16 protein-coding genes are annotated in these 17,748 nt (G+C 69.8%); 6 read left to right on the plus strand and 10 right to left on the minus strand.

The genetic code is table 11. The annotated features are described in order from the left end of the window. The first annotated feature begins 3 nt into the window (after positions 1 to 3). Complete coding sequence (locus tag AABA78_RS21060; protein ID WP_171418908.1) at positions 4 to 1,380, plus strand: hemolysin family protein; 1,377 nt, start codon at positions 4 to 6, stop codon at positions 1,378 to 1,380. 4 nt (positions 1,381 to 1,384) lie between these two features. On the opposite strand, the gene AABA78_RS21065 is transcribed toward AABA78_RS21060, so the two are convergent. After that, positions 1,385 to 2,092, minus strand: a complete 708-nt coding sequence (locus AABA78_RS21065; protein WP_338265038.1) for a TapB family protein — start codon at positions 2,090 to 2,092, stop codon at positions 1,385 to 1,387. 312 nt (positions 2,093 to 2,404) lie between these two features. On the opposite strand from AABA78_RS21065, the gene smc reads away from it, so the two are divergent. Further along, positions 2,405 to 6,013: a chromosome segregation protein SMC gene (smc, locus tag AABA78_RS21070; protein ID WP_171418912.1), complete on the plus strand. Its 3,609-nt coding sequence runs from the start codon at positions 2,405 to 2,407 to the stop codon at positions 6,011 to 6,013. A gap of 88 nt (positions 6,014 to 6,101) precedes the next feature. Here the strand turns inward: smc and AABA78_RS21075 are convergent, their stop codons facing one another. The 6 genes from AABA78_RS21075 to groES all read right to left on the minus strand — a co-directional run bounded on the left by AABA78_RS21075 (position 6,102) and on the right by groES (position 11,887). Then, positions 6,102 to 7,313, minus strand: a complete 1,212-nt coding sequence (locus tag AABA78_RS21075; protein ID WP_338265039.1) for a hypothetical protein — start codon at positions 7,311 to 7,313, stop codon at positions 6,102 to 6,104. Between the two features lie 47 nt (positions 7,314 to 7,360). Further along, a complete protein-coding gene (locus AABA78_RS21080; protein WP_338265040.1) occupies positions 7,361 to 8,743 on the minus strand; it encodes an FHA and sigma-54 interaction domain-containing protein in 1,383 nt (460 codons plus the stop codon). A gap of 203 nt (positions 8,744 to 8,946) precedes the next feature. Further along, positions 8,947 to 9,372, minus strand: coding sequence for a hypothetical protein (locus AABA78_RS21085; protein ID WP_120527947.1), 426 nt, complete (start codon positions 9,370 to 9,372; stop codon positions 8,947 to 8,949). A 98-nt stretch (positions 9,373 to 9,470) separates the two neighbouring features. Beyond that, complete coding sequence (gene grxC / locus AABA78_RS21090) at positions 9,471 to 9,728, minus strand: glutaredoxin 3 (protein ID WP_120621901.1); 258 nt, start codon at positions 9,726 to 9,728, stop codon at positions 9,471 to 9,473. A gap of 168 nt (positions 9,729 to 9,896) precedes the next feature. After that, positions 9,897 to 11,549, minus strand: coding sequence for a chaperonin GroEL (gene groL / locus AABA78_RS21095; protein ID WP_120527949.1), 1,653 nt, complete (start codon positions 11,547 to 11,549; stop codon positions 9,897 to 9,899). 47 nt (positions 11,550 to 11,596) lie between these two features. Next, positions 11,597 to 11,887 carry a co-chaperone GroES gene (gene groES / locus AABA78_RS21100; protein WP_014395362.1) on the minus strand — a complete coding sequence of 97 codons (291 nt, stop codon included), beginning with the start codon at positions 11,885 to 11,887 and terminating at the stop codon, positions 11,597 to 11,599. Positions 11,888 to 12,328: 441 nt separating this feature from the next. On the opposite strand from groES, the gene AABA78_RS21105 reads away from it, so the two are divergent. Genes AABA78_RS21105 through AABA78_RS21115 form a run of 3 tightly spaced genes read left to right on the plus strand, consistent with a single transcriptional unit; the run spans position 12,329 to position 14,105 of the window. Then, entirely contained in the window at positions 12,329 to 12,928 is a 600-nt protein-coding gene (locus AABA78_RS21105) for a hypothetical protein (protein ID WP_338265047.1), read from the plus strand. Continuing rightward, complete coding sequence (locus AABA78_RS21110) at positions 12,888 to 13,589, plus strand: hypothetical protein (protein ID WP_338265048.1); 702 nt, start codon at positions 12,888 to 12,890, stop codon at positions 13,587 to 13,589. Before AABA78_RS21105 ends, AABA78_RS21110 begins: the two co-directional genes overlap by 41 nt. Positions 13,590 to 13,628: 39 nt before the next feature. Continuing rightward, positions 13,629 to 14,105: an NUDIX hydrolase gene (locus AABA78_RS21115; protein ID WP_171418928.1), complete on the plus strand. Its 477-nt coding sequence runs from the start codon at positions 13,629 to 13,631 to the stop codon at positions 14,103 to 14,105. Between the two features lie 10 nt (positions 14,106 to 14,115). Here the strand turns inward: AABA78_RS21115 and rpoZ are convergent, their stop codons facing one another. Then, positions 14,116 to 14,355 (minus strand): DNA-directed RNA polymerase subunit omega, encoded by a 240-nt coding sequence (gene rpoZ / locus AABA78_RS21120; RefSeq protein WP_014395366.1) that lies wholly within the window; start codon positions 14,353 to 14,355, stop codon positions 14,116 to 14,118. Positions 14,356 to 14,766: 411 nt separating this feature from the next. Here rpoZ and AABA78_RS21125 point away from each other — a divergent pair, with 411 nt between their 5' ends. Next, the gene (locus tag AABA78_RS21125; RefSeq protein ID WP_338265051.1) at positions 14,767 to 15,651 is read left to right on the plus strand and encodes an SDR family oxidoreductase; all 885 of its coding nucleotides are present in this window, start codon (positions 14,767 to 14,769) and stop codon (positions 15,649 to 15,651) included. A gap of 6 nt (positions 15,652 to 15,657) precedes the next feature. On the opposite strand, the gene AABA78_RS21130 is transcribed toward AABA78_RS21125, so the two are convergent. Both AABA78_RS21130 and pgm read right to left on the minus strand, forming a co-directional pair. Beyond that, positions 15,658 to 16,014, minus strand: coding sequence for a DoxX family protein (locus AABA78_RS21130; RefSeq protein WP_171414057.1), 357 nt, complete (start codon positions 16,012 to 16,014; stop codon positions 15,658 to 15,660). A 57-nt stretch (positions 16,015 to 16,071) separates the two neighbouring features. After that, entirely contained in the window at positions 16,072 to 17,709 is a 1,638-nt protein-coding gene (gene pgm / locus AABA78_RS21135; RefSeq protein ID WP_338265052.1) for a phosphoglucomutase (alpha-D-glucose-1,6-bisphosphate-dependent), read from the minus strand. Positions 17,710 to 17,748: the final 39 nt, after the last annotated feature.

A 17,748-nucleotide genomic window follows, 5' to 3' on the forward strand; every position in this document is an offset into this window, starting at 1 on the left:
ACAATGGAATGGGTTTTCCTGGGGCTGGCGCTGCTGCTGGTCGTCGCGAACGGCTTCTTCGTGGCGACGGAGTTCGCCATCGTGAAGATCCGCGCCACGCGCCTGCAGTCCCTGGTGGACGAGGGCACGCCCGGCGCGGGCATGGCACTGAAGATGGTGGGCGAGCTGGATGCGTACCTGTCCGCCACCCAGTTCGGCATCACGCTCGCGTCGCTGGGCCTGGGCTGGCTGGGTGAGCCCGCGTTCGAACACCTGCTGCACCCGGTGATGGAGAAGGTGCTGCCGGAGGCGCTGGCGGCGAAGTACGGCTCCACGGCGGCGGGCATCCTCGGCTTCAGCATCATCACGTTCCTGCACATCGTGATGGGGGAGCTGGCGCCCAAGAGCGTCGCCATCCAGCGCGCGGAGCAGACGACGCTCGCGGTCGCGCTGCCCATGCGCGCGTTCTACTTCCTCTTCTACCCGGCCATCCGGCTGCTCAACTGGCTGGCGGGGCTGGTGCTCAAGGCGTTCGGTCTGCACTCCGCCAGCGAGTCCCACGAGGCGACGAACGAAGAGGAGCTGCGCGTCATCCTGCACAGCTCCGCGCAGGCGGGTGCCATCACCACGGCGCGCGCGGAGCTGCTGGAGCGCGCGCTGGAGATGGCGCAGAAGACGGCGCGGCAGGTGATGGTGCCGCGCAACCAGATGCGCTACCTGGACGTGGAGGAGCCGCTGGACAGGAACGTCATCGACGCGCGGGCGTCCGGGCACACGTGGCTGCCGGTATGCCGGGGCAACCTCGACGAGGTCGAGGGCGTGGTGAACGTGAAGGACCTGTTCTTCCTCCTGTCGCGCGGCGAACTGCGCAGCCTGTCCCAGGTGCAGCGGCCGGTGCTCTTCATCCCGGAGAACGCGACGCTGGAGCAGTTGCTGGCGGAGTTCCGCCGCCGCCGCCGGCAGATCGCCCTGGTGGTGGACGAGCACGGTGGCACGTCGGGGCTCGTCACCATCGCGGACGTGGTGGCGGAGGTGGTGGGCGACGTGGCGGAGCTGGGCCGGCGCGTGGAGGAGGTGCGGGCGCTTCCGGGCGGCCGCTTCGAGCTGCCCGGCACCGCGCAGCTGGACGACCTGGAGGCCCAGCTGGACGTGAACTTCGACCTGAGCGACGACGAGAAGGGCGAGGTGACGACCATCGCCGGCTACCTGATGACGAAGCTGGGCCGCGTGCCGGAGAAGGGCGACAGCCTCAAGCTCGACATGTGGCGCATCCTCGTGGAGGAGGTGGACGGCCCCCGCGTGGTGCGCGTGACGGTGGAGCCGCAGTCGCGCCCCACCGCGGTGCCCAAGGACGGAGGCCGCTCCACGGAGCCGCCCGCGCCGTCCGGCGAGACGGGGTGAAGGCCTAGCCCTTGGTGGGCTTCACGGCCTTCTTCTTCGCGCCGCCCTGGATGGAGGCCGGCTTCACCTTGGTCTTGGGCCGGTCCACCTTGAGCAGCTCCAGGTTCGTTTCTCCGTCCGTGGTCAGCTTCAGGATGCCCACGTCCGGCGCGAACCACATGAAGCTCTCCATGGAGCGCCCCTCCGAGCCGGGGCGGCTGGCGCGGGCCGTGGTGATGTTCTTGATCTTCAGCGCCTTGAAGGTGCCCGCCGCGACGGTGACCTCCTCCTCGCCCACCACCGTGGCCTCCTTGTCGAAGGTCGTGGCGATGATGGGGCGCAGGCCGCCCTTCTTCGCCGGGGGCTGGAGCTTCACCGACAGGCTGTTCTTCCAGGTGCCGCCCGGCACCATCACGGACGGCGCGGGCACGGCCGCGCCCTCCGCGTTCACCACCTGCACGTCCATGCCGGACGCGGACAGCAGCGTGCCCTCCAGGCCGCCCAGGCCCGTGCGGACACCGTTGGCGTCGCAGGTGAGGTCCGTCTGGCCGCTGCGGCCCTTGAGGCTCACCGCCAGCGTGGCCTTCACCGTTCCGTCCGGAGCCGGGGTGACGTCCTTCGTCGCCAGCACGAGCTCCGAGGAGTGGCCCGCCCGGTACGTCAGCGTGAGGCCGTCCTCCATGGGGAACCAGGGGTTCGGACAAGGGGCCGGCGCCGCCGCCGCCACCACCATGTCAGACCGGGGTGCTACCTGAGACGTCGGGGACGCGCCCACGAGGAGCGACAGGGCAAGCAAGGGCTGAAACGTAGGACGCCTCCAGAAAGATCAAGTGGAAGGTAGGGTGGGCCGGCTGCTTTGCAAGGGTGGTGCGAGGCCACCGACGAACCGGCCTGTAGCACTGGACATAGGGTCATGCGTGGCATGGTCACGCTTGATCCCCGGTGGGGTGCGTTGGTACTCCTGCCGAACGCTGCGGAGCCGATTTTCCGGCCTCGCGCGCGTTTTCACCCCGTCACACCGACGGCCGTAGGGAGAACCGCTGGCATGCGAATCAAGCGCCTGGACATCACCGGCTTCAAGTCGTTCATGGAGCGGAGCGTCTTCTCCTTCGACGAGGGCGTCACGGGCGTCGTCGGCCCCAACGGGTGTGGCAAATCCAACGTCGTGGACGCCATCCGCTGGGTGATGGGCGAGCAGAGCGCGAAGAACCTGCGCGGCCGCGGCATGGAAGACGTCATCTTCAACGGCTCGGAGAACAAGCCGCCCCTGTCCATGGCGGAGGTGTCGCTCACCTTCCTCGTGGACGACACGGACACGCTGGCGCCGCAGTACCAGGGCTTCAGTGAGATCACCGTGACGCGCCGGCTGTTCCGCAACGGCGACTCCGAGTACCTCATCAACAAGACCGTCTGCCGCCTGCTGGACATCACCGAGCTGTTCCTCGGCACCGGCGTGGGCACCAAGGCCTACTCCATCATCGAGCAGGGCCGCGTGGGCCTCATCGTCTCCAGCAAGCCGGAGGACCGCCGGCACCTGCTGGAAGAGGCCGCGGGCGTCACCAAGTACAAGGCCCGCCGCAAGGCCGCCGAGCGCAAGATGGAGGCCACCGAGGCCAACCTCCTGCGCGTCAACGACATCACGGGCGAGCTGGAGAAGCGGCTCGACACGCTGTCGCGCCAGGCGAAGAAGGCGGAGAAGTACCGCAAGCTCAAGGCGCGCATGCGGGAGATCGACCTGCACTCCACCAGCCACCGCTCGCTGGAGCTGATGGCGGAGAAGCGCGTGCTCCAGTCCCGCCTGGAGAACCTGGGCGGCGAGGAGCGCGAGGGCCTGGACCGGGTGAAGGAGCTGGAGGAGGTCATCACCCGGCGCCGCGCGGAGCTGGACGCGGAAGGGGCGGCCCTCCAGCAGTACGCCGGCGAGGTGCACGCGCTGGAGAGCGCCCTGCAGCGCGACGCGCAGGAGCTGGCGTACGGCCGCCGCGACTTCGAGGAGACCGGCGCGCGCGTGGCGTCCGCGCAGGCGGAGCTGGACGCGCTGCTCGCGCGGCAGGCGGAGGTGGTGCAGACCATGACGGCCCGCGAGGCGGAGCTGTCGGGCATCGCCGGGTCGTACAAGGAAGACGAAGTGGCCATGCAGGTGGCGCTGGAGGAGCAGCGCCGCGTCTCCGTGCTCCAGACGGAGATCTCCCTGCGCCTGGAGCAGGAGCGGGCGGGGCTGGTGGCCGTGGCCACGCGCCTGGCCAACCACGAGAGCAACCTGGTCAACCTCGCGCGCCAGCGCACGGACCTGGAGGCCCGCCGCGCGAAGCTGGCCGGTGAGCTGGAGGCCCTGCGCGCCCAGGAGCAGGAGCTGGACTCCGTCCGCACCCAGGCGGCGAAGCACGTGGAGGACACGCGCCACCTGGCCTCTGAACTCGCCGAGCGCCGGGGCCAGGAGGAGGAGGCCCTCACCCGCACGCGGGAGGCCTTCACGGAGAACGAGGTCCAGGTCATCGCGCTGCGCGAGGAGCTGAGCGACAAGCGCAGCCGCCTGGCGTCCCTGGAGGACATCCAGAAGAACTACGACGGCTTCGACCGGGGCGTGCGCGCCGTCATGGTGCGCGCGGCGGAGGCCGCCCGCGAGCAGGGCATCTTCGGCCTGGTGGCGGATGTCCTCACGGTGAACTCGCCGCGCTACGAGCGCGCGGTGGAGGCCGCCCTGGGCGAGCGGCTCCAGCACGTCATCGTGGACAGCCGCGAGAAGGGCGTGGAGCTGGTGGAGTACCTGAAGGGCCACGCCGAAGGGCGCGGCACCTTCCTGCCGGTGCCCTCCGGCGAGCAGGCCCGGGCCTTCGTGGAGCCGGACCTCACGCGCCCGGGCGTCCTGGCGCACGCGCTGAAGGAAGTGTCCTGCGAGCCCGCGCTGGAGCCGGTGCTCAAGCTGCTCCTGGGTGACGTGGTCATCGTCCAGGACCTGCCGGCCGCGCGCGAGTACGCGGAAGCCACCCCCGTGCCGTGCACGCTCGTCACGCTGGAGGGCGAGGTCTTCCGCACCGACGGCTCCATCACCGGCGGCGAGCGCGAGGGCGCGGCGGTGGGCGCGCTCCAGAAGAAGCGCGAGATCGCGGAGCTGGCGGCCGAAGTGGCCCGGGTGGAGGAGCGCTACAACGAGATCTTGACCCGCCACTACACGCTCCAGAAGCAGATGGGGCAGGCGGAGGCCGTCCTCAAGGGCCTGGGCAAGGAGCAGCACGCGGAGGAGGTCAACCTGGCCAGCCAGGAGAAGGACCTCCACAAGGCGAGCGAGGACCTGGCCCGGGTGCGCGAGCGGCTGCGCTCGCTGGAGGGCGAGGAGGGGCAGCTCTCCCAGAGCCACACCGCGCTCGCCAACGAGGAGGAGTCCAGCCGCGGCGAGGTGGCCCACGGCCAGGCGGACCGCGAGGCGCGCGAGGAGCGCGTGCGCCAGTACGCCGGGGAGCTGGAGGGCCTGCGCCAGCGCGCGGACAGCGCGTCCTCGGACCTGATGGGCCTGCGCGTGAAGGTGGCCGCCGGCAGCGAGCGCGGCGAGTCCGCCCGCAAGGAGCTGGAGAGCCTGGTGTCGCAGCGCCGGGACATGGAGGCGCGCGTCAGCCGCCTGCAGGCCACGGTGACGGAGGGCCGCGCCAAGGTGGAGGTGCTGCAGGGCCGGCTCGCGGAGCTGGAGTCCACCAAGGACCACCGCGCGGAGGAGCACCGCGTGGCCGCGGAGGCCCTGGAGGCCCGCCGCACCGCGCACACCACCGCCACCACGGAGGTGCGCGAGCAGGACACCGCCTTCCGCGAGCTGCGCGGCCGGCTGGACGAGCTCATGCAGGGCCTGTCGCAGATCACGCTGCGCGAGAAGGAGATCGGCCTGGAGCTGGAGCACCTGGCCGCCGGCATCCGTGAGCGCTACCAGTTGGAGCTGGCCACGGAGCTGCACAACTACCACCTGCTGGCGCCGCTCTCGCCGGAGGTGGAGAGCGAGCTCAAGGACCTGCGCGCGCAGGTGGAGAAGATGGGGGAGATCAACCTCACCGCCATCGACGAGCACGCGGAGCTGTCCAAGCGCTTCGAGTTCCTCTCCACCCAGCGCCAGGACCTCCAGGCGTCCATCAGCCAGCTGAAGGAAGCCATCGTCCGCATCGACGCGACGAGCCGCGAGCGCTTCAAGCAGACCTTCGACGTGGTGAACGACAAGTTCCAGGCCATCTTCCCGCGCCTGTTCGGCGGTGGCCGCGCCAGCCTCATCCTGACGCAGGAGGGCCCCAACGGAGAGCCGGGCGTGGAAATCGTGGCCCAGCCGCCGGGCAAGAAGCTCCAGAGCGTCAACCTGCTCTCCGGCGGCGAGAAGGCCCTCACCGCCGTGGCGCTCATCTTCGGCATCTTCCTCATCAAGCCCACCCCCTTCTGCCTCCTGGACGAGGTCGACGCCCCGCTGGATGAGGGCAACGTGGGCCGCTACAACGACATGGTGAAGGAGATGAGCCGCCAGTCGCAGTTCATCCTCATCACCCACAACAAGCGCACCATGGAGATCGCCGACACGCTCTACGGCGTCACCATGGAGGAGCCCGGCATCTCCAAGCTCGTCAGCGTGAAGATGCGCGAGGCCTCCGCGCACAACGACGACAAGGTCCCCGCCGCGTCGTAAGGCGCGCAGCCCCAGAAAGACGACGGGCGCCCCGGGATGTCCTCCGGAGCGCCCGTTGTCATTTCAGGGTGCCGCGTGCCGCGAAGGACTACTTCTTCTTCGCCGGCGCGTAGCTCTTCTTCGGGCAGGCGCCCTGGTCCGCGGCCAGACGCTGCTGGGCGGCGGAGAGGTCCTTCTGGGTGTTGGCCAGGGCCTCCTGGCTGGCGGCCTCCACCGGGGCCCAGTCTTCCTTCTGGGCCTTGAGCTCCTGCACCAGCTTCAGCGTCGTCTGGTCCACCGTCTCCTGCGCCTTGAGCGCATCCACCCACTTGGTGGCGGAGTCCACCAGCGACTGGCACTTGGAGGACAGCTCGTCGAAGAGCTTGTAGTCCTTCGTCTTGGTGTACTTCTGCACGACGGCGTCATACGTGTCCGCCGCGTTGGTGCGAGCGCCGAAGGCGATGGCGGACGCGGCGGCCGTCTGGGTGCGCGCCAGCTCCAGCTGGAAGAAGCGCAGCTCCGGCGGCATGTCCGCGGAGGCCTCCACCGGGGCCTGCGAGTTGAAGAACACGAAGCGGAAGGGGAACTTCAGCTCGCCCGTCGTCGTCGCGGGCATCTTCGCCATCTTCGCCTGGAGGCAGGACGCGAGCTGGTCACCCTCGGTGCTGCCGGAGGGCTTGAAGACGACCTCCGTGGGGTTCGGCTGGCCCTTCACGATGTGGATGTCGGAGCTCAGCACCGGCGGCGTGGACGCCTTGTAGCCGGCGAAGCAGTCACACCAGCTCTTCTCCGCCAGGCGCACCGTGCCGGAGAAGTCCGAGCCCTCGTTGATGCCCATGGTGACGGAGGGGTTGTTGGCGGTGGCGTGGTCGTACTCGTACGAGGCCTCCACCGGCTTGGCGTCCGCCGCCAGCGCAGTGGGCTTCACGTGCGTGTCCAGCACCTGCTGGATGCAGGCGGTGCCCGCCGGGGTGAGGTTCTCACCGGAGACGGCGTGCGTGGCGCCCTGGGCGTTGACGGTCGTCTTCACCGTCACCTTGGTGCTGGCCGCCGGGCCGCGGTTGGCCGGGTCCACCAGGCACTCCAGCACGTCCGGACGGACGCTCAGGAGCGCGCCCACGAGGACGCCCTCGTTGGCGGGGGAGGGCAGGGTCTGCTCGTGCGGGAAGCAGGTCGCCAGGTCGAACGGAGGCTGGTTGGTGATGCGCAGCCGCTCTTCCTTGGTCATCTGCTTCTGCCCCTCGGCGGGGGCTTCGGTCTTCTGCTGTCCGGCACAGGCGGCGGTGAGGATGACGGAGGCGACGGCGAGACGTCTCAGCATGGTGAGGCTTTCTCCCGGTTGGGGTGGTTGGGACTGCGCTCGGGCGCTCACTTCTCCAGGCCCTCGGCGTTCTTGAGGTCCTTGAGGCGGAGCCCGTTCTTCTTCAACAGGCGGTAGAGGCTCTGCATGGACAGGCCGGTGCGCTGCTCCGCGGCCTTCATGTCGAAGGCCACCTCGCGCATGATTTCGGCGAAGTACAGCCGCTCGAAGTCCGCGAGCACCCGGTCCTTCGCTTCGTGGTACGGCATGCCGGTGACGATGGCCGTCACGTTGGTGGCCGGCTCCGTGCCTTCGGCCCGCTTGGGCGTGTGCGCCAGGAAGTCCAGCCAGCTGGTGTTGCCCGTCTCCTGCATCAGCGCGCCGCGCTCCAGCACGTTGCGCAGCTCGCGCACGTTGCCCGGCCAGTCGTAGCCCTCGAAGAGGGCCAGCGTCTGCGGCGTCAATTCCAGCGCGGCCTTCATGCCGCGCGACAGCGCCTGCGACAGCGTGGGGATGTCGTCGCGGCGGGTGCGCAGGGGCGGCAGCCGCACGCGCGCCACCGCCAGCCGGAAGTAGAGGTCCGCGCGGAAGCGGCCCTGGCGCACGTCCTCCTCCAGGTTGCGGTGCGTGGAGGCGATGACGCGCACGTCCACCGCCACCGGCTGCCCGTCCAGCGACGGCACCTCGCGCGTCTCCAGCACGCGCAGCAGCTTGCCCTGCACGGACATGGGCAGCTCGCCCACCTCGTCCAGGAAGAGCGTGCCGCCGCGCGCCGCCTCGAAGATGCCGCGCGCGGCCTTGTCCTCGTTCTCCCCGGCGCGCAGGCCCCCGAACAGCTCGCGCTCCGCCTTCTCCTCGGAGATGAGGTTGCAGTCCACGACCTTGAAGGCGCCGTGGCGGCGCAACGAGTGCTGGTGCACCGCCCGCGCGGCCAGCTCCTTGCCCGTGCCCGTCTCACCCTCGACGAGCAGGTTCATGTCCTCGCGCGCGATGCGGCGCAGCTCCGTGAAGACCCAGCGCATCTTCTCCGAGCTGCCCACGAGCTGCCCGAAGGACTCCGTGCCGGCGACCTCCACCTCCGTCGCGCGGGCGGCCACCTTCACCGCGAGCTTCGTCTTGCCCAGCTCCACCTTGTCGCCGCTGCTGACGAAGGCCTGGAGGATGCGCCGGCCGTCCAGGAACGTGCCGTTGCGGCTGCCGGTGTCGCGCAAGAGCAGCCCCTGCGGCAGCCGCTCCACCTCCAGGTGACGGCGGCTCACCGTCGGGTCGCTCAAGACCAGGTCCCCCGCGGCGTCGGAACCCACGCGCACCAGCGCGTCCCGCGTGGTGACCTTCTTGCCCTTGTCCGGACCGCCCACCACCTCCACCGTCCACTCGTGAAGGGGGACGCGGGTGGCCTGGGCTTCGCGCTCCGCCTGGACGGTTTCGGTGACATCCGGTCTGTCAATCATGGTCACGGACCCCTCGTTGCAACGGGGCGCGCGGGGCAAAAAGACCCCGCCTCGCCCTCAATCCCGCCTCTTTAGGGGGGACTGCACACAAGGGGCAAGCGGAACAAGTGGACTCGGAAACGTCCGTTGAAGGTGAAGACAGAAGGGGCCCGTCCGCTCCCCTACCGGGGACGTCGGGCCTGCCTCCCGTGCGCCTTCGCGCCTCAGTACTTCGCGGGTGCGTCGCTCGCGGGGAAGGACTCCTTGGACTGCTCATCCACCGCGTCGTCGCCCGCGCCGCCGCCGGAGCGCACGCTCGCGTTGGTGGGGCCCTTCACCTCGCGCGTCGGCACCTCCGCGTTGGCGTTCGCCTTGCGCTTCGTGCCCTTGGACTCCGACGCGGCCGCGCGGCCCGTGCCGGCCTGCGCGTTCACCATGCGCGCGCCCAGCAGGTTCTTGGCGCGCTCGGCCAGGTTGCGCTGCTCGTCCTGCCAGTCGCGGAAGAGCTGCGCCAGCTCCTGGTCCCCCGCGGCCTCCGCGTCGCGCAGGTACTGCTCGCTCACCGACGCGCCCTTGAGCAGGTGGTAGAGCGTGCTGATGAGGTCGTGGTGCTCATCCCGGGTCCCCGTCGTTTCCTGTCCGCCCGCCATGGTGTTCCTCCCGTGAAAAGGGGTGAATGCCTTGACGGAGAAGCTAGGCACGGTGGGAACGGGTGGCGTCCGGACCCGGGGCCCGGCCGCCTGGCTGCTCATGCGTGGAGCATCGGGTCCAGCTTGCCCTCGCGGTCGAGCGCGGCCATGTCGGAATAGCCGCCCACGTGCGTGTCGCCGATGAAGATCTGCGGCACGGTGCGCTGGCCACCGCTCATCTCCACCAGCTTCGCGCGGGCGTCGTCGTCTCCGGTGACGTCCACCTCTTCGTACGCCACGCCCTTGCGCTTGAGCAGGTCCTTCGCGCGCACGCAAAAGCCACAGTAGGTCGTCGTGTAGATCTTCACGGGCTTCATGGATTTCCTCCTGGCTCTCTTGATGCCAAACCTAAGGGTCCGTTGCGCGCGCGACCACGGGTGTCCCGCGTGCCTGGCCCCTCGAAACACGACGGCCCCCGGTACCCAGGTGGGCGCCGGAGGCCGTCAAGTCCCGTCCCCTGAATGAAGCGGGGAAGGGCGGGGCGACTACATGCCCATGCCGCCCATACCGCCCATGCCACCCATGCCGCCCATGCCACCGCCGGCGGCGCCCTTGTCGTCGTCCGCCTTCGGGCGCTCGGCGACCATGGCCTCCGTGGTGAGCATCAGCGAGGCGACCGACGCGGCGTTCTGCAGCGCGGTGCGGCTCACCTTGGCCGGGTCGATGACGCCCGCGGCCAGCAGGTCCTCGTAGACGCCCGTGGCGGCGTTGAAGCCGAAGGAGCCCGTGCCCTCCTTGACCTTGTTGACCACCACGCTGCCCTCCAGGCCGCCGTTGCCGACGATCTGACGCAGCGGCTCCTCGACGGAGCGACGGATGATGTCCACGCCGGACTTCTCACCGTCGGCGACCTTCAGGCCGTCCAGGGCCTTGAGGCAGCGGATGTACGCCACGCCGCCGCCGGGGACCACGCCCTCTTCCACGGCCGCGCGGGTCGCGTTGAGCGCGTCCTCCACGCGGGCCTTCTTCTCCTTCATCTCCGTCTCGGTCGCGGCGCCCACGTTGATGACGGCCACGCCGCCCACGAGCTTCGCGAGGCGCTCCTGGAGCTTCTCACGGTCGTAGTCGCTGGAGGTCTCCTCCACCTGGGCGCGGATCTGCTTCACGCGCGCCTCGATCTCCGTCTGGCTGCCGGAGCCGTCGACGATGGTGGTGTTGTCCTTGTCGATGGTGATGCGCTTGGCGCGGCCCAGGTCCTGGAGCGTCAGCGTGTCCAGCTTGATGCCCAGGTCCTCGGCGATCATCCGGCCGCCGGTGAGGGTCGCGATGTCCTCCAGCATGGCCTTGCGGCGGTCGCCGAAGCCCGGCGCCTTCACCGCCGCCACGTTCAGCACGCCGCGGATCTTGTTCACCACCAGGGTGGCCAGGGCCTCGCCCTCGACCTCCTCGGCGATGATCAGCAGAGGCTTACCGGCGCGCGCCACCTGCTCCAGGATGGGGAGCAGGTCCTTCATCGAGGAGATCTTCTTCTCGTGGATGAGGATGAGGGGGTCGTTCAGCACGACCTCCATGCGCTCCGGATCCGTCACGAAGTACGGGGACAGGTAGCCGCGGTCGAACTGCATGCCCTCGACGACGTCCAGGGTGGTGTCCAGGCCCTTGGCCTCCTCCACCGTGATGACGCCCTCCTTGCCGACCTTCTCCATCGCGTCCGCGATGATCTGGCCGATGGTGGTGTCGCCGTTGGCGGAGATGGTGCCAACCTGGGCGATCTCCTTGTTGCCCTTGGTCGGCTTCGCCAGCGTCTTCAGCTCGGCGATGATGGCGCTGACGGCCTTGTCGATGCCGCGCTTGATGTCCATCGGGTTGTGGCCCGCGGCGACCAGCTTCGCGCCCTCGCGGAAGATGGCCTGCGCCAGCACGGTGGCCGTGGTCGTGCCGTCACCGGCGACGTCGGAGGTCTTGGAGGCGACCTCCTTGACCATCTGGGCGCCCATGTTCTCGAACTTGTTCTCCAGTTCGATTTCCTTCGCCACCGTCACGCCGTCCTTCGTGATGGTGGGGGAGCCGAAGCTCTTCTCGATGACGACGTTGCGGCCCTTGGGCCCCAGGGTCACCTTGACCGCGTCGGCCAGGATGTTCACGCCGCGCAGGATGGCGTCACGCGCGCGCACTTCGAAAATGATGTCCTTCGCCATGGTCTGAATCCTCTAAAGGTTGGGAGTGGAAAGACGAACGGCGGGCTTCACTTCTCGATGATGCCCAGCACGTCCTCTTCGCGGAGGATCAGGTGATCCTCGCCGTCCAGCTTGATCTCCGTGCCCGCGTACTTGCTGAAGAGGATGGTGTCGCCGGCCTTGATGTCCATGGCGCGCACCTTGCCGTCCTCCAGCACCTTGCCGTTGCCGACGGCGATGACCTTGCCCTCGAGCGGCTTCTCCTTCGCCGTGTCGGGGATGAAGAGGCCACCCTTGGTCTTGTTCTCCTCGGCGACGCGCTTGATGATGAGCCGATCCTGCAGGGGACGAATCTTCATGGCTTGCTCCTGTGAATCGCGGCTGCCGGAGGCGGACGGAAGGTCCGGACCGGGACGCCGCAGGGGTTGTTGAAAAAGAGCCTGTGGGCCCTGGCGTTGGCACTCGCACCCGCTGAGTGCTAACGCCCAGGCGCGGCGGATAATAACCAGGGACTTCACCTCGTCAAGCGACGTCGGGACATCTGTCCGGATGCCTCTAAATACCCGTCCTGATTGGGCTTTTCTCAAAAACATTCCCGCCTGGCGCGCCTGCCCGCAAGGCCGTCCCGGGTGTCGTGCCGTTGGCACTCGGCGTCCCTGAGTGCCAGCGTAAGTGCTTGATAAGACTTGGGTCGCCTTTGCCTGCCTGGGGCCGCGTGGCTACGCTTGTCCGGAGCGTGTCCTGGTGGGTCCGGGCGCCGGCCCGGTGGCCTTCCAGGCTTCATCCGGGAGGTGTGCTCGATGAGCGGACTGGTGACGTCCTCTTCCTCGCTGAAGGAGTTCTTCCGGGAACTCCTCTTGGAGGTCGCGGCCCGGCAGCGGGTGGCGCTGGGCGAGTCCACCGAGTTCTATCTGGTGAACCTGCTGGCGGAGTTCGCGGCCACGGACAAGCTGTTCAGCCGTGACGCGGAAGGCCGGCGCGACCACGAACCCCTGGCGGAGCTGTACCACCGCGCGCTGCAGCAGGAGCGCGAGGAGCGCATCCGCACGCTGCGGCGGCTGGGCGACGTGTCGCTCTACAAGGTCGGCTTCTTCTCCGGCGCGCTGCAGCAGGGGATGGTGGGCCCCGACTACTACATCCAGATGGGCGGCGCGGCCTACGGACAGGTGGCGGAGCTGGTGCCCGCGGGCGGCTTCACCGGCGTGTACCGCGAGCTGTGCGACAAGTTCCGCGCGCTCGTGGAGGTGCTGGAGGAGATCAGCGCGCGCGGGCTGATGAGCGCGGGGCCGGAGGGCGCGCTGCGCGTCTACGAGTCCTGGTCGCGCACGGGCAGCGACCGGCTGGAGCGCGTGCTGGTGGATGCGGGTTGGGTCCCGCGCAAGGGGTCGCTTGCCAACTGACGCCGCGGACTTCCCGCTCGTGGGGAGGCTCCAGGCCCACCTGGAGGCCATCTACGGCTTCCGGTGCGAGGCCCGCGCGGAGGCCTTCGTGGTGGTGGACGCGGAGGTCGCCGCGCTCCTGGGCGGCACCGGGCGCGCGCCGGAGGAGCTGCTGGTGCTGGAGGCCCGGGGCGACCTGGAGGTGGCGCTCTACCTGGACCCGGCCCTGCGCGAGCGCATGGGGCGCTACTCGGGCAGCCCCCTCGCCTCCGTGCTGGAAGGCGACCTGGACGGCTACTGCCAGGTGACCGAGGGCGTCAGCCACTTCCTCTACGTCGCGCACACGGCGCACTACGAGCGCACGGTGTCGCTCCTGGAGCTGGAGGCCCAGGCGGAGGTGGACAAGTTCGTGGTCTGCCTGCTGCACCGCTGGGGCGAGGGCGTGGCCGGGTGGGCGCGGGAGCTGCTGACGCGCCTCTTCGACCAGGTCGCGTACCAGCCGCTGCTGTCCGGGGAGGAGCGCTGGCGCTACGAGGAGGCGAACCGGCTGTCCCGGCGCTTCTGCACGCGGCTCATGCCGCACGTCCTGGACCGGCGGTTGGACCGGCTCCTCGGCGACCTGCGTTATGCGTACCGGCTGGGCGCGGAGGCCAAGCTGCGCCACCTCGCGCACGGCGGTTGAGGGTCCCGGCCGCCCGCTGCTTCGGGTAGGGTGGGGGCCATGCCGCGCGAGGCGTCCTCAGGAGGCATCGTCATCCGCTTCCAGGACGGTGCCTGGGAGGTCGCGGTCATCCGTCCGCACGGGCGCCAGTTGTGGGCGCTGCCCAAGGGGCACGTGGACCCGGGCGAGTCGCCGGAGCAGACCGCGCGGCGCGAGGTGCGGGAGGAGACGGGGCTCTCCTCGGTGGCGCTGCTCGCGCCCCTGGGGGAGATCCGCTACGTCTACCAGTTCCGGGGGCAGCGCATCTTCAAGCGCGTCCACTTCTTCCTCTTCCGCTACGAGGCGGGAGAGCTGGGGCCGCTGCCGGGGCCGCGCGTGGAGGTGGACGAGGTGCGCTGGATGCCGCTCGAGGGGCTGATTCCGGCGCTGGGCTACAAGGGTGAGAAGGCCGTCGCCGGCCGGGCGCTGCGGTGGATGCGCGCCCAGGGACTGGCGTCCGGGGCTCCTCCCCCCGTGGAGGGGAAGGAGCCGGGGTAGGGCGTCAAGGCTACTTCTTGGCTTCCTCGCCCACGTACTTGCCGGACAGCGCCTCGCGCACGTCGCGGTCGAACTTCACGCGCTGGGTGGCGACCTCGCGCAGGGCGAGCACGGGCGGCTTGTTCTTCGACGTCTCGATGATGGGCCGGGCGCCGGCCATCAGCTGGCGCGCGCGCTTGGCGCCCAGGAGCACCAGCGCGAACCGGTTGTCCACGTAGGGAAGGCAGTCTTCAACGGTAACGCGGGCCATGGAACATCCTTCTTGGCTCTGGGGAGCCGGTGGAAGCCTCTCAACCTAAAGAGCACCTCCGGATCAGTCAAGGAAGGATGGCGGGCCGGAAGGTCCACCGGGCGTCCAGCCGGGCACCGCCTCCCCGCCCGCCCTCCACCCCCTGGGACTGGCGGCCAGCGGACGCACTCGCACTCCGGGTGTTGGCTGCCATACGCTCCATTCTCAGGCTCCGGAATTCAAGAGCCCGGGGCCTCAACGGATCCGGAAGCGCGCGTTGTTTTGACGAGTAGGGAATGGGACTCCAGGGTGGGTCCTCATCACCCCGCGCTGGGGACTCTCCCGAGCGCGGGCATGCAGGAGGAGGTTCCGCATGAGCGCAGGAGCGTCCCGCGGCCGGGGCCGGCGGGTGGCTGGGGGGAAGGTGGCGGCATGGGAGGGGGGGCCGTGGTGAGTGGGCCGGTGCTCGTCACGGGGCCCACGGGCAACGTGGGCCGGGCGGTGGTGCGCGCGCTGCTGGCGGAAGGGGTGGCGGTGCGCGCGGCGGTGAAGTCACCCGAGCACACGGTGTCGCTGCTCAAGGAGATGGACGGGGACGTGATGCCGGTGCCGCTGGACTTCCGGCGGCCGGAGACGTTCCTCCCCGCGCTGGAGGGCGTGCGGGGCGTGTTCCTGATGCGGCCGCAGGTGCTCGCGCACGCGGAAGGGACGCTCAACGCGTTCATCGACGCGGCCGGCACTCAGGGCGTGAAGCAGGTGGTGTTCCTGTCCATGGCGGGCGCGGAGAAGCGCGCGTGGGCGCCGCACCACGCGGTGGAGGAGCACCTGAAGCGCTCCACCGTCGGGTGGACGCTGCTGCGCCCGGCGTTCTTCGCGCAGAACCTGGGGGACGCGTACCGCGAGGACATCCGCCAGGACGGCCGGCTCTACATGCCCGCGGGCCACGGCAAGGTGGCCTTCGTGGACGTGCGCGACGTGGGCGAGGTGGCGGCGCGGGCGCTGCTGGACACGTCGCTGCGCAACCGCGCCTTCACGCTCACCGGGCTGGAGGCGGTGACGTTCGACGAGGTGGCGTCGGTGCTGTCGGAGGTGCTGGGCCGGCCCATCCGCTACGTGCCCGCGTCGGTGCCCGGCTACGTGCGCCACCTGCACCAGCGCCGGCTGTCGTGGGACCAGCTGGGCCTGCAGACGCTGATGCACGTGGGCCTCCGCTTCGGGAAGGCGGAGCAGGTGGACCCCACGCTCACCAACCTGCTGGGCCGCCCCACGCGCACGGTGCGCCAGTACATCGAGGACCACGCGCCGCTCTGGCGCTGACGGCCTTCAGGCGTACCAGAGCGCCCAGAGGATGAGCACGGCCTGCAGGGGCAGCCGCAGCCAGAGCAGGGCCGGGGGAATCTTCCGGAACTGCTCCGGGTGCCAGGCCATGTAGAGGTTCGCGGGGAACACGGCCACGAACAGCGCGACCAGTCCCCAGGCCGCGAGCCGCGTGGTGGCGGGCACCAGCAGGAAGATGCCCAGCAGCACCTCCGCCACGCCGCTCACGAGCACCAGCTCCCGGGGCCGGGGCAGGTACGGCGGCATGATGCGCATGTACATGCGGGGCTTGAGGAAGTGGTTCACCCCCGCGGCGACCATGAACAGCGCGAGCACGTACTGAAGGATGGTTTTCACGTCCATGGGCGGTGGGGCTCCTCGCGGCGGCATGCAAGCGCGCGCGAGGCGCCCCGTCCACGCCTACTTTTCGGCGAACGCCTCCGAGACGATGGCGCGCGCCTCCTGGACGATGGTGTCCAGGTGCGCCTGGTCGCGGAAGCTCTCCGCGTAGATTTTGTAGACGTCCTCCGTGCCGGACGGCCGCGCGGCGAACCAGCCGTTCTCCGTCGTCACCTTGAGGCCGCCCAGGTCCGCGTTGTTGCCCGGGGCGCGCGTGAGGCGCTGGAGGATGGGCTCGCCCGCGAGCGACGTGGCCTTCACCGCCTCCGGGGACAACTTCTTCAGCGCGGCCTTCTGCGCGGACGTGGCCGGCTGGTCGATGCGCGTGTACAGCGGCGCGCCGAACTTCTTCGCCAGGTCCTGGTAGTGCTCGCCCGGGTCCTTGCCCGTGCGCGCGAGGATCTCCGCCGCGAGCAGGTCCAGGATGATGCCGTCCTTGTCGGTGGTCCACACGGTGCCGTCCTTGCGCAGGAAGGACGCGCCCGCGCTCTCCTCGCCGCCGAAGCCCAGCGACCCGTCGAGGAGCCCGTCCACGAACCACTTGAAGCCCACCGGCACCTCCACCACGCGCCGGCCCAGGTCCTTGCCCACGCGGTCGATGAGGCTGCTGCTCACCAGCGTCTTGCCCACCGCCGCGTCCGCCTTCCAGCCCGGGCGGTTGCGGAAGAGGTAGCTGATGGCGACGGCCAGGTAGTGGTTCGGGTTCATCAGCCCCTGGCTGCGGGTGACGATGCCGTGGCGGTCGGAGTCCGTGTCGTTGCCGAACGCGAGCGCGTACTGGTCCTTGAGCTTCACCAGGTTCGCCATCGCGTACGGCGACGAGCAGTCCATGCGGATCTTCCCGTCATGGTCCGCGGGCATGAAGCCGAAGGTGGGGTCCACGGTGGGGTTCACCACCGTGAGGTCCAGACCGTACCGCTGGGCAATCGGCGCCCAGTACGCCAGGTTGGAGCCGCCCAGCGGATCCGCGCCCAGCTTCAGCTTCGCGCCCCGGATGACCTCCAGGTCCACCACGTTCGCCAGGTCCGCGACGTACGGGGTGATGAAGTCGTACGCCTTCACCGTGGCGCTCGCGCGCGCCCGCTCGTAGGGGACGCGCTGCACGCCCTTGTTGCCCGTGGCCATCAATTCATTGGCGCGCTTCTCCACCAGCGAGGTGACGTTGGTGTCGGCGGGGCCGCCGTTGGGCGGGTTGTACTTGATGCCGCCGTCCTCGGGCGGGTTGTGGGACGGGGTGATGACGATGCCGTCCGCGAGCCCGCTCGTGCGGCCCCGGTTGTACGTGAGGATGGCGTGGGAGATGACCGGCGTGGGCGTGGCGCCGTCCGTGTAGCGGACCTCCACGCCGTGGGCGGCCAGCACCTCCAGCGTGGTGCGCTGGGCGGGCTCGGAGAGGGCGTGCGTGTCCATGCCCAGGAACAGCGGGCCGTCATGGCCCTGCTGCTTGCGGTACTCGCACAGGGCCTGCGCCACCGCGAGGATGTGCGCCTCGTTGAAGCTGCGGCGCGCGGCGCTCCCCCGGTGACCGGAGGTGCCGAAGGCCACGCGCTGCTCGGCCACGGACGCGTCGGGCGTGTCGTCGTAGTACTGCGCGCGCAGCTTCTCGGGGTTGATCAGCAGGTCGCGCGAAAGGGGCTTGCCAGCGTTGGGGTGTGCCATGACGGGGCCACCCTAGCCGCGCGCGCTTTCCAAAGGGGA

This window comes from Corallococcus caeni (assembly GCF_036245865.1).
GTDB lineage: Bacteria > Myxococcota > Myxococcia > Myxococcales > Myxococcaceae > Corallococcus > Corallococcus caeni.

What these genes read in the sequence shown, in the direction of transcription:
- AABA78_RS21060 (WP_171418908.1), top strand. Translation starts at nt 4, where the DNA reads ATGGAATGGGTTTTCCTGGGGCTGGCGCTGCTGCTGGTCGTCGCGAAC.
- AABA78_RS21065 (WP_338265038.1), bottom strand. Translation starts at nt 2,092, where the DNA reads ATGGTGGTGGCGGCGGCGGCGCCGGCCCCTTGTCCGAACCCCTGGTTC.
- smc (WP_171418912.1), top strand. Translation starts at nt 2,405, where the DNA reads ATGCGAATCAAGCGCCTGGACATCACCGGCTTCAAGTCGTTCATGGAG.
- AABA78_RS21075 (WP_338265039.1), bottom strand. Translation starts at nt 7,313, where the DNA reads ATGCTGAGACGTCTCGCCGTCGCCTCCGTCATCCTCACCGCCGCCTGT.
- AABA78_RS21080 (WP_338265040.1), bottom strand. Translation starts at nt 8,743, where the DNA reads ATGATTGACAGACCGGATGTCACCGAAACCGTCCAGGCGGAGCGCGAA.
- AABA78_RS21085 (WP_120527947.1), bottom strand. Translation starts at nt 9,372, where the DNA reads ATGGCGGGCGGACAGGAAACGACGGGGACCCGGGATGAGCACCACGAC.
- grxC (WP_120621901.1), bottom strand. Translation starts at nt 9,728, where the DNA reads ATGAAGCCCGTGAAGATCTACACGACGACCTACTGTGGCTTTTGCGTG.
- groL (WP_120527949.1), bottom strand. Translation starts at nt 11,549, where the DNA reads ATGGCGAAGGACATCATTTTCGAAGTGCGCGCGCGTGACGCCATCCTG.
- groES (WP_014395362.1), bottom strand. Translation starts at nt 11,887, where the DNA reads ATGAAGATTCGTCCCCTGCAGGATCGGCTCATCATCAAGCGCGTCGCC.
- AABA78_RS21105 (WP_338265047.1), top strand. Translation starts at nt 12,329, where the DNA reads ATGAGCGGACTGGTGACGTCCTCTTCCTCGCTGAAGGAGTTCTTCCGG.
- AABA78_RS21110 (WP_338265048.1), top strand. Translation starts at nt 12,888, where the DNA reads ATGCGGGTTGGGTCCCGCGCAAGGGGTCGCTTGCCAACTGACGCCGCG.
- AABA78_RS21115 (WP_171418928.1), top strand. Translation starts at nt 13,629, where the DNA reads ATGCCGCGCGAGGCGTCCTCAGGAGGCATCGTCATCCGCTTCCAGGAC.
- rpoZ (WP_014395366.1), bottom strand. Translation starts at nt 14,355, where the DNA reads ATGGCCCGCGTTACCGTTGAAGACTGCCTTCCCTACGTGGACAACCGG.
- AABA78_RS21125 (WP_338265051.1), top strand. Translation starts at nt 14,767, where the DNA reads ATGGGAGGGGGGGCCGTGGTGAGTGGGCCGGTGCTCGTCACGGGGCCC.
- AABA78_RS21130 (WP_171414057.1), bottom strand. Translation starts at nt 16,014, where the DNA reads ATGGACGTGAAAACCATCCTTCAGTACGTGCTCGCGCTGTTCATGGTC.
- pgm (WP_338265052.1), bottom strand. Translation starts at nt 17,709, where the DNA reads ATGGCACACCCCAACGCTGGCAAGCCCCTTTCGCGCGACCTGCTGATC.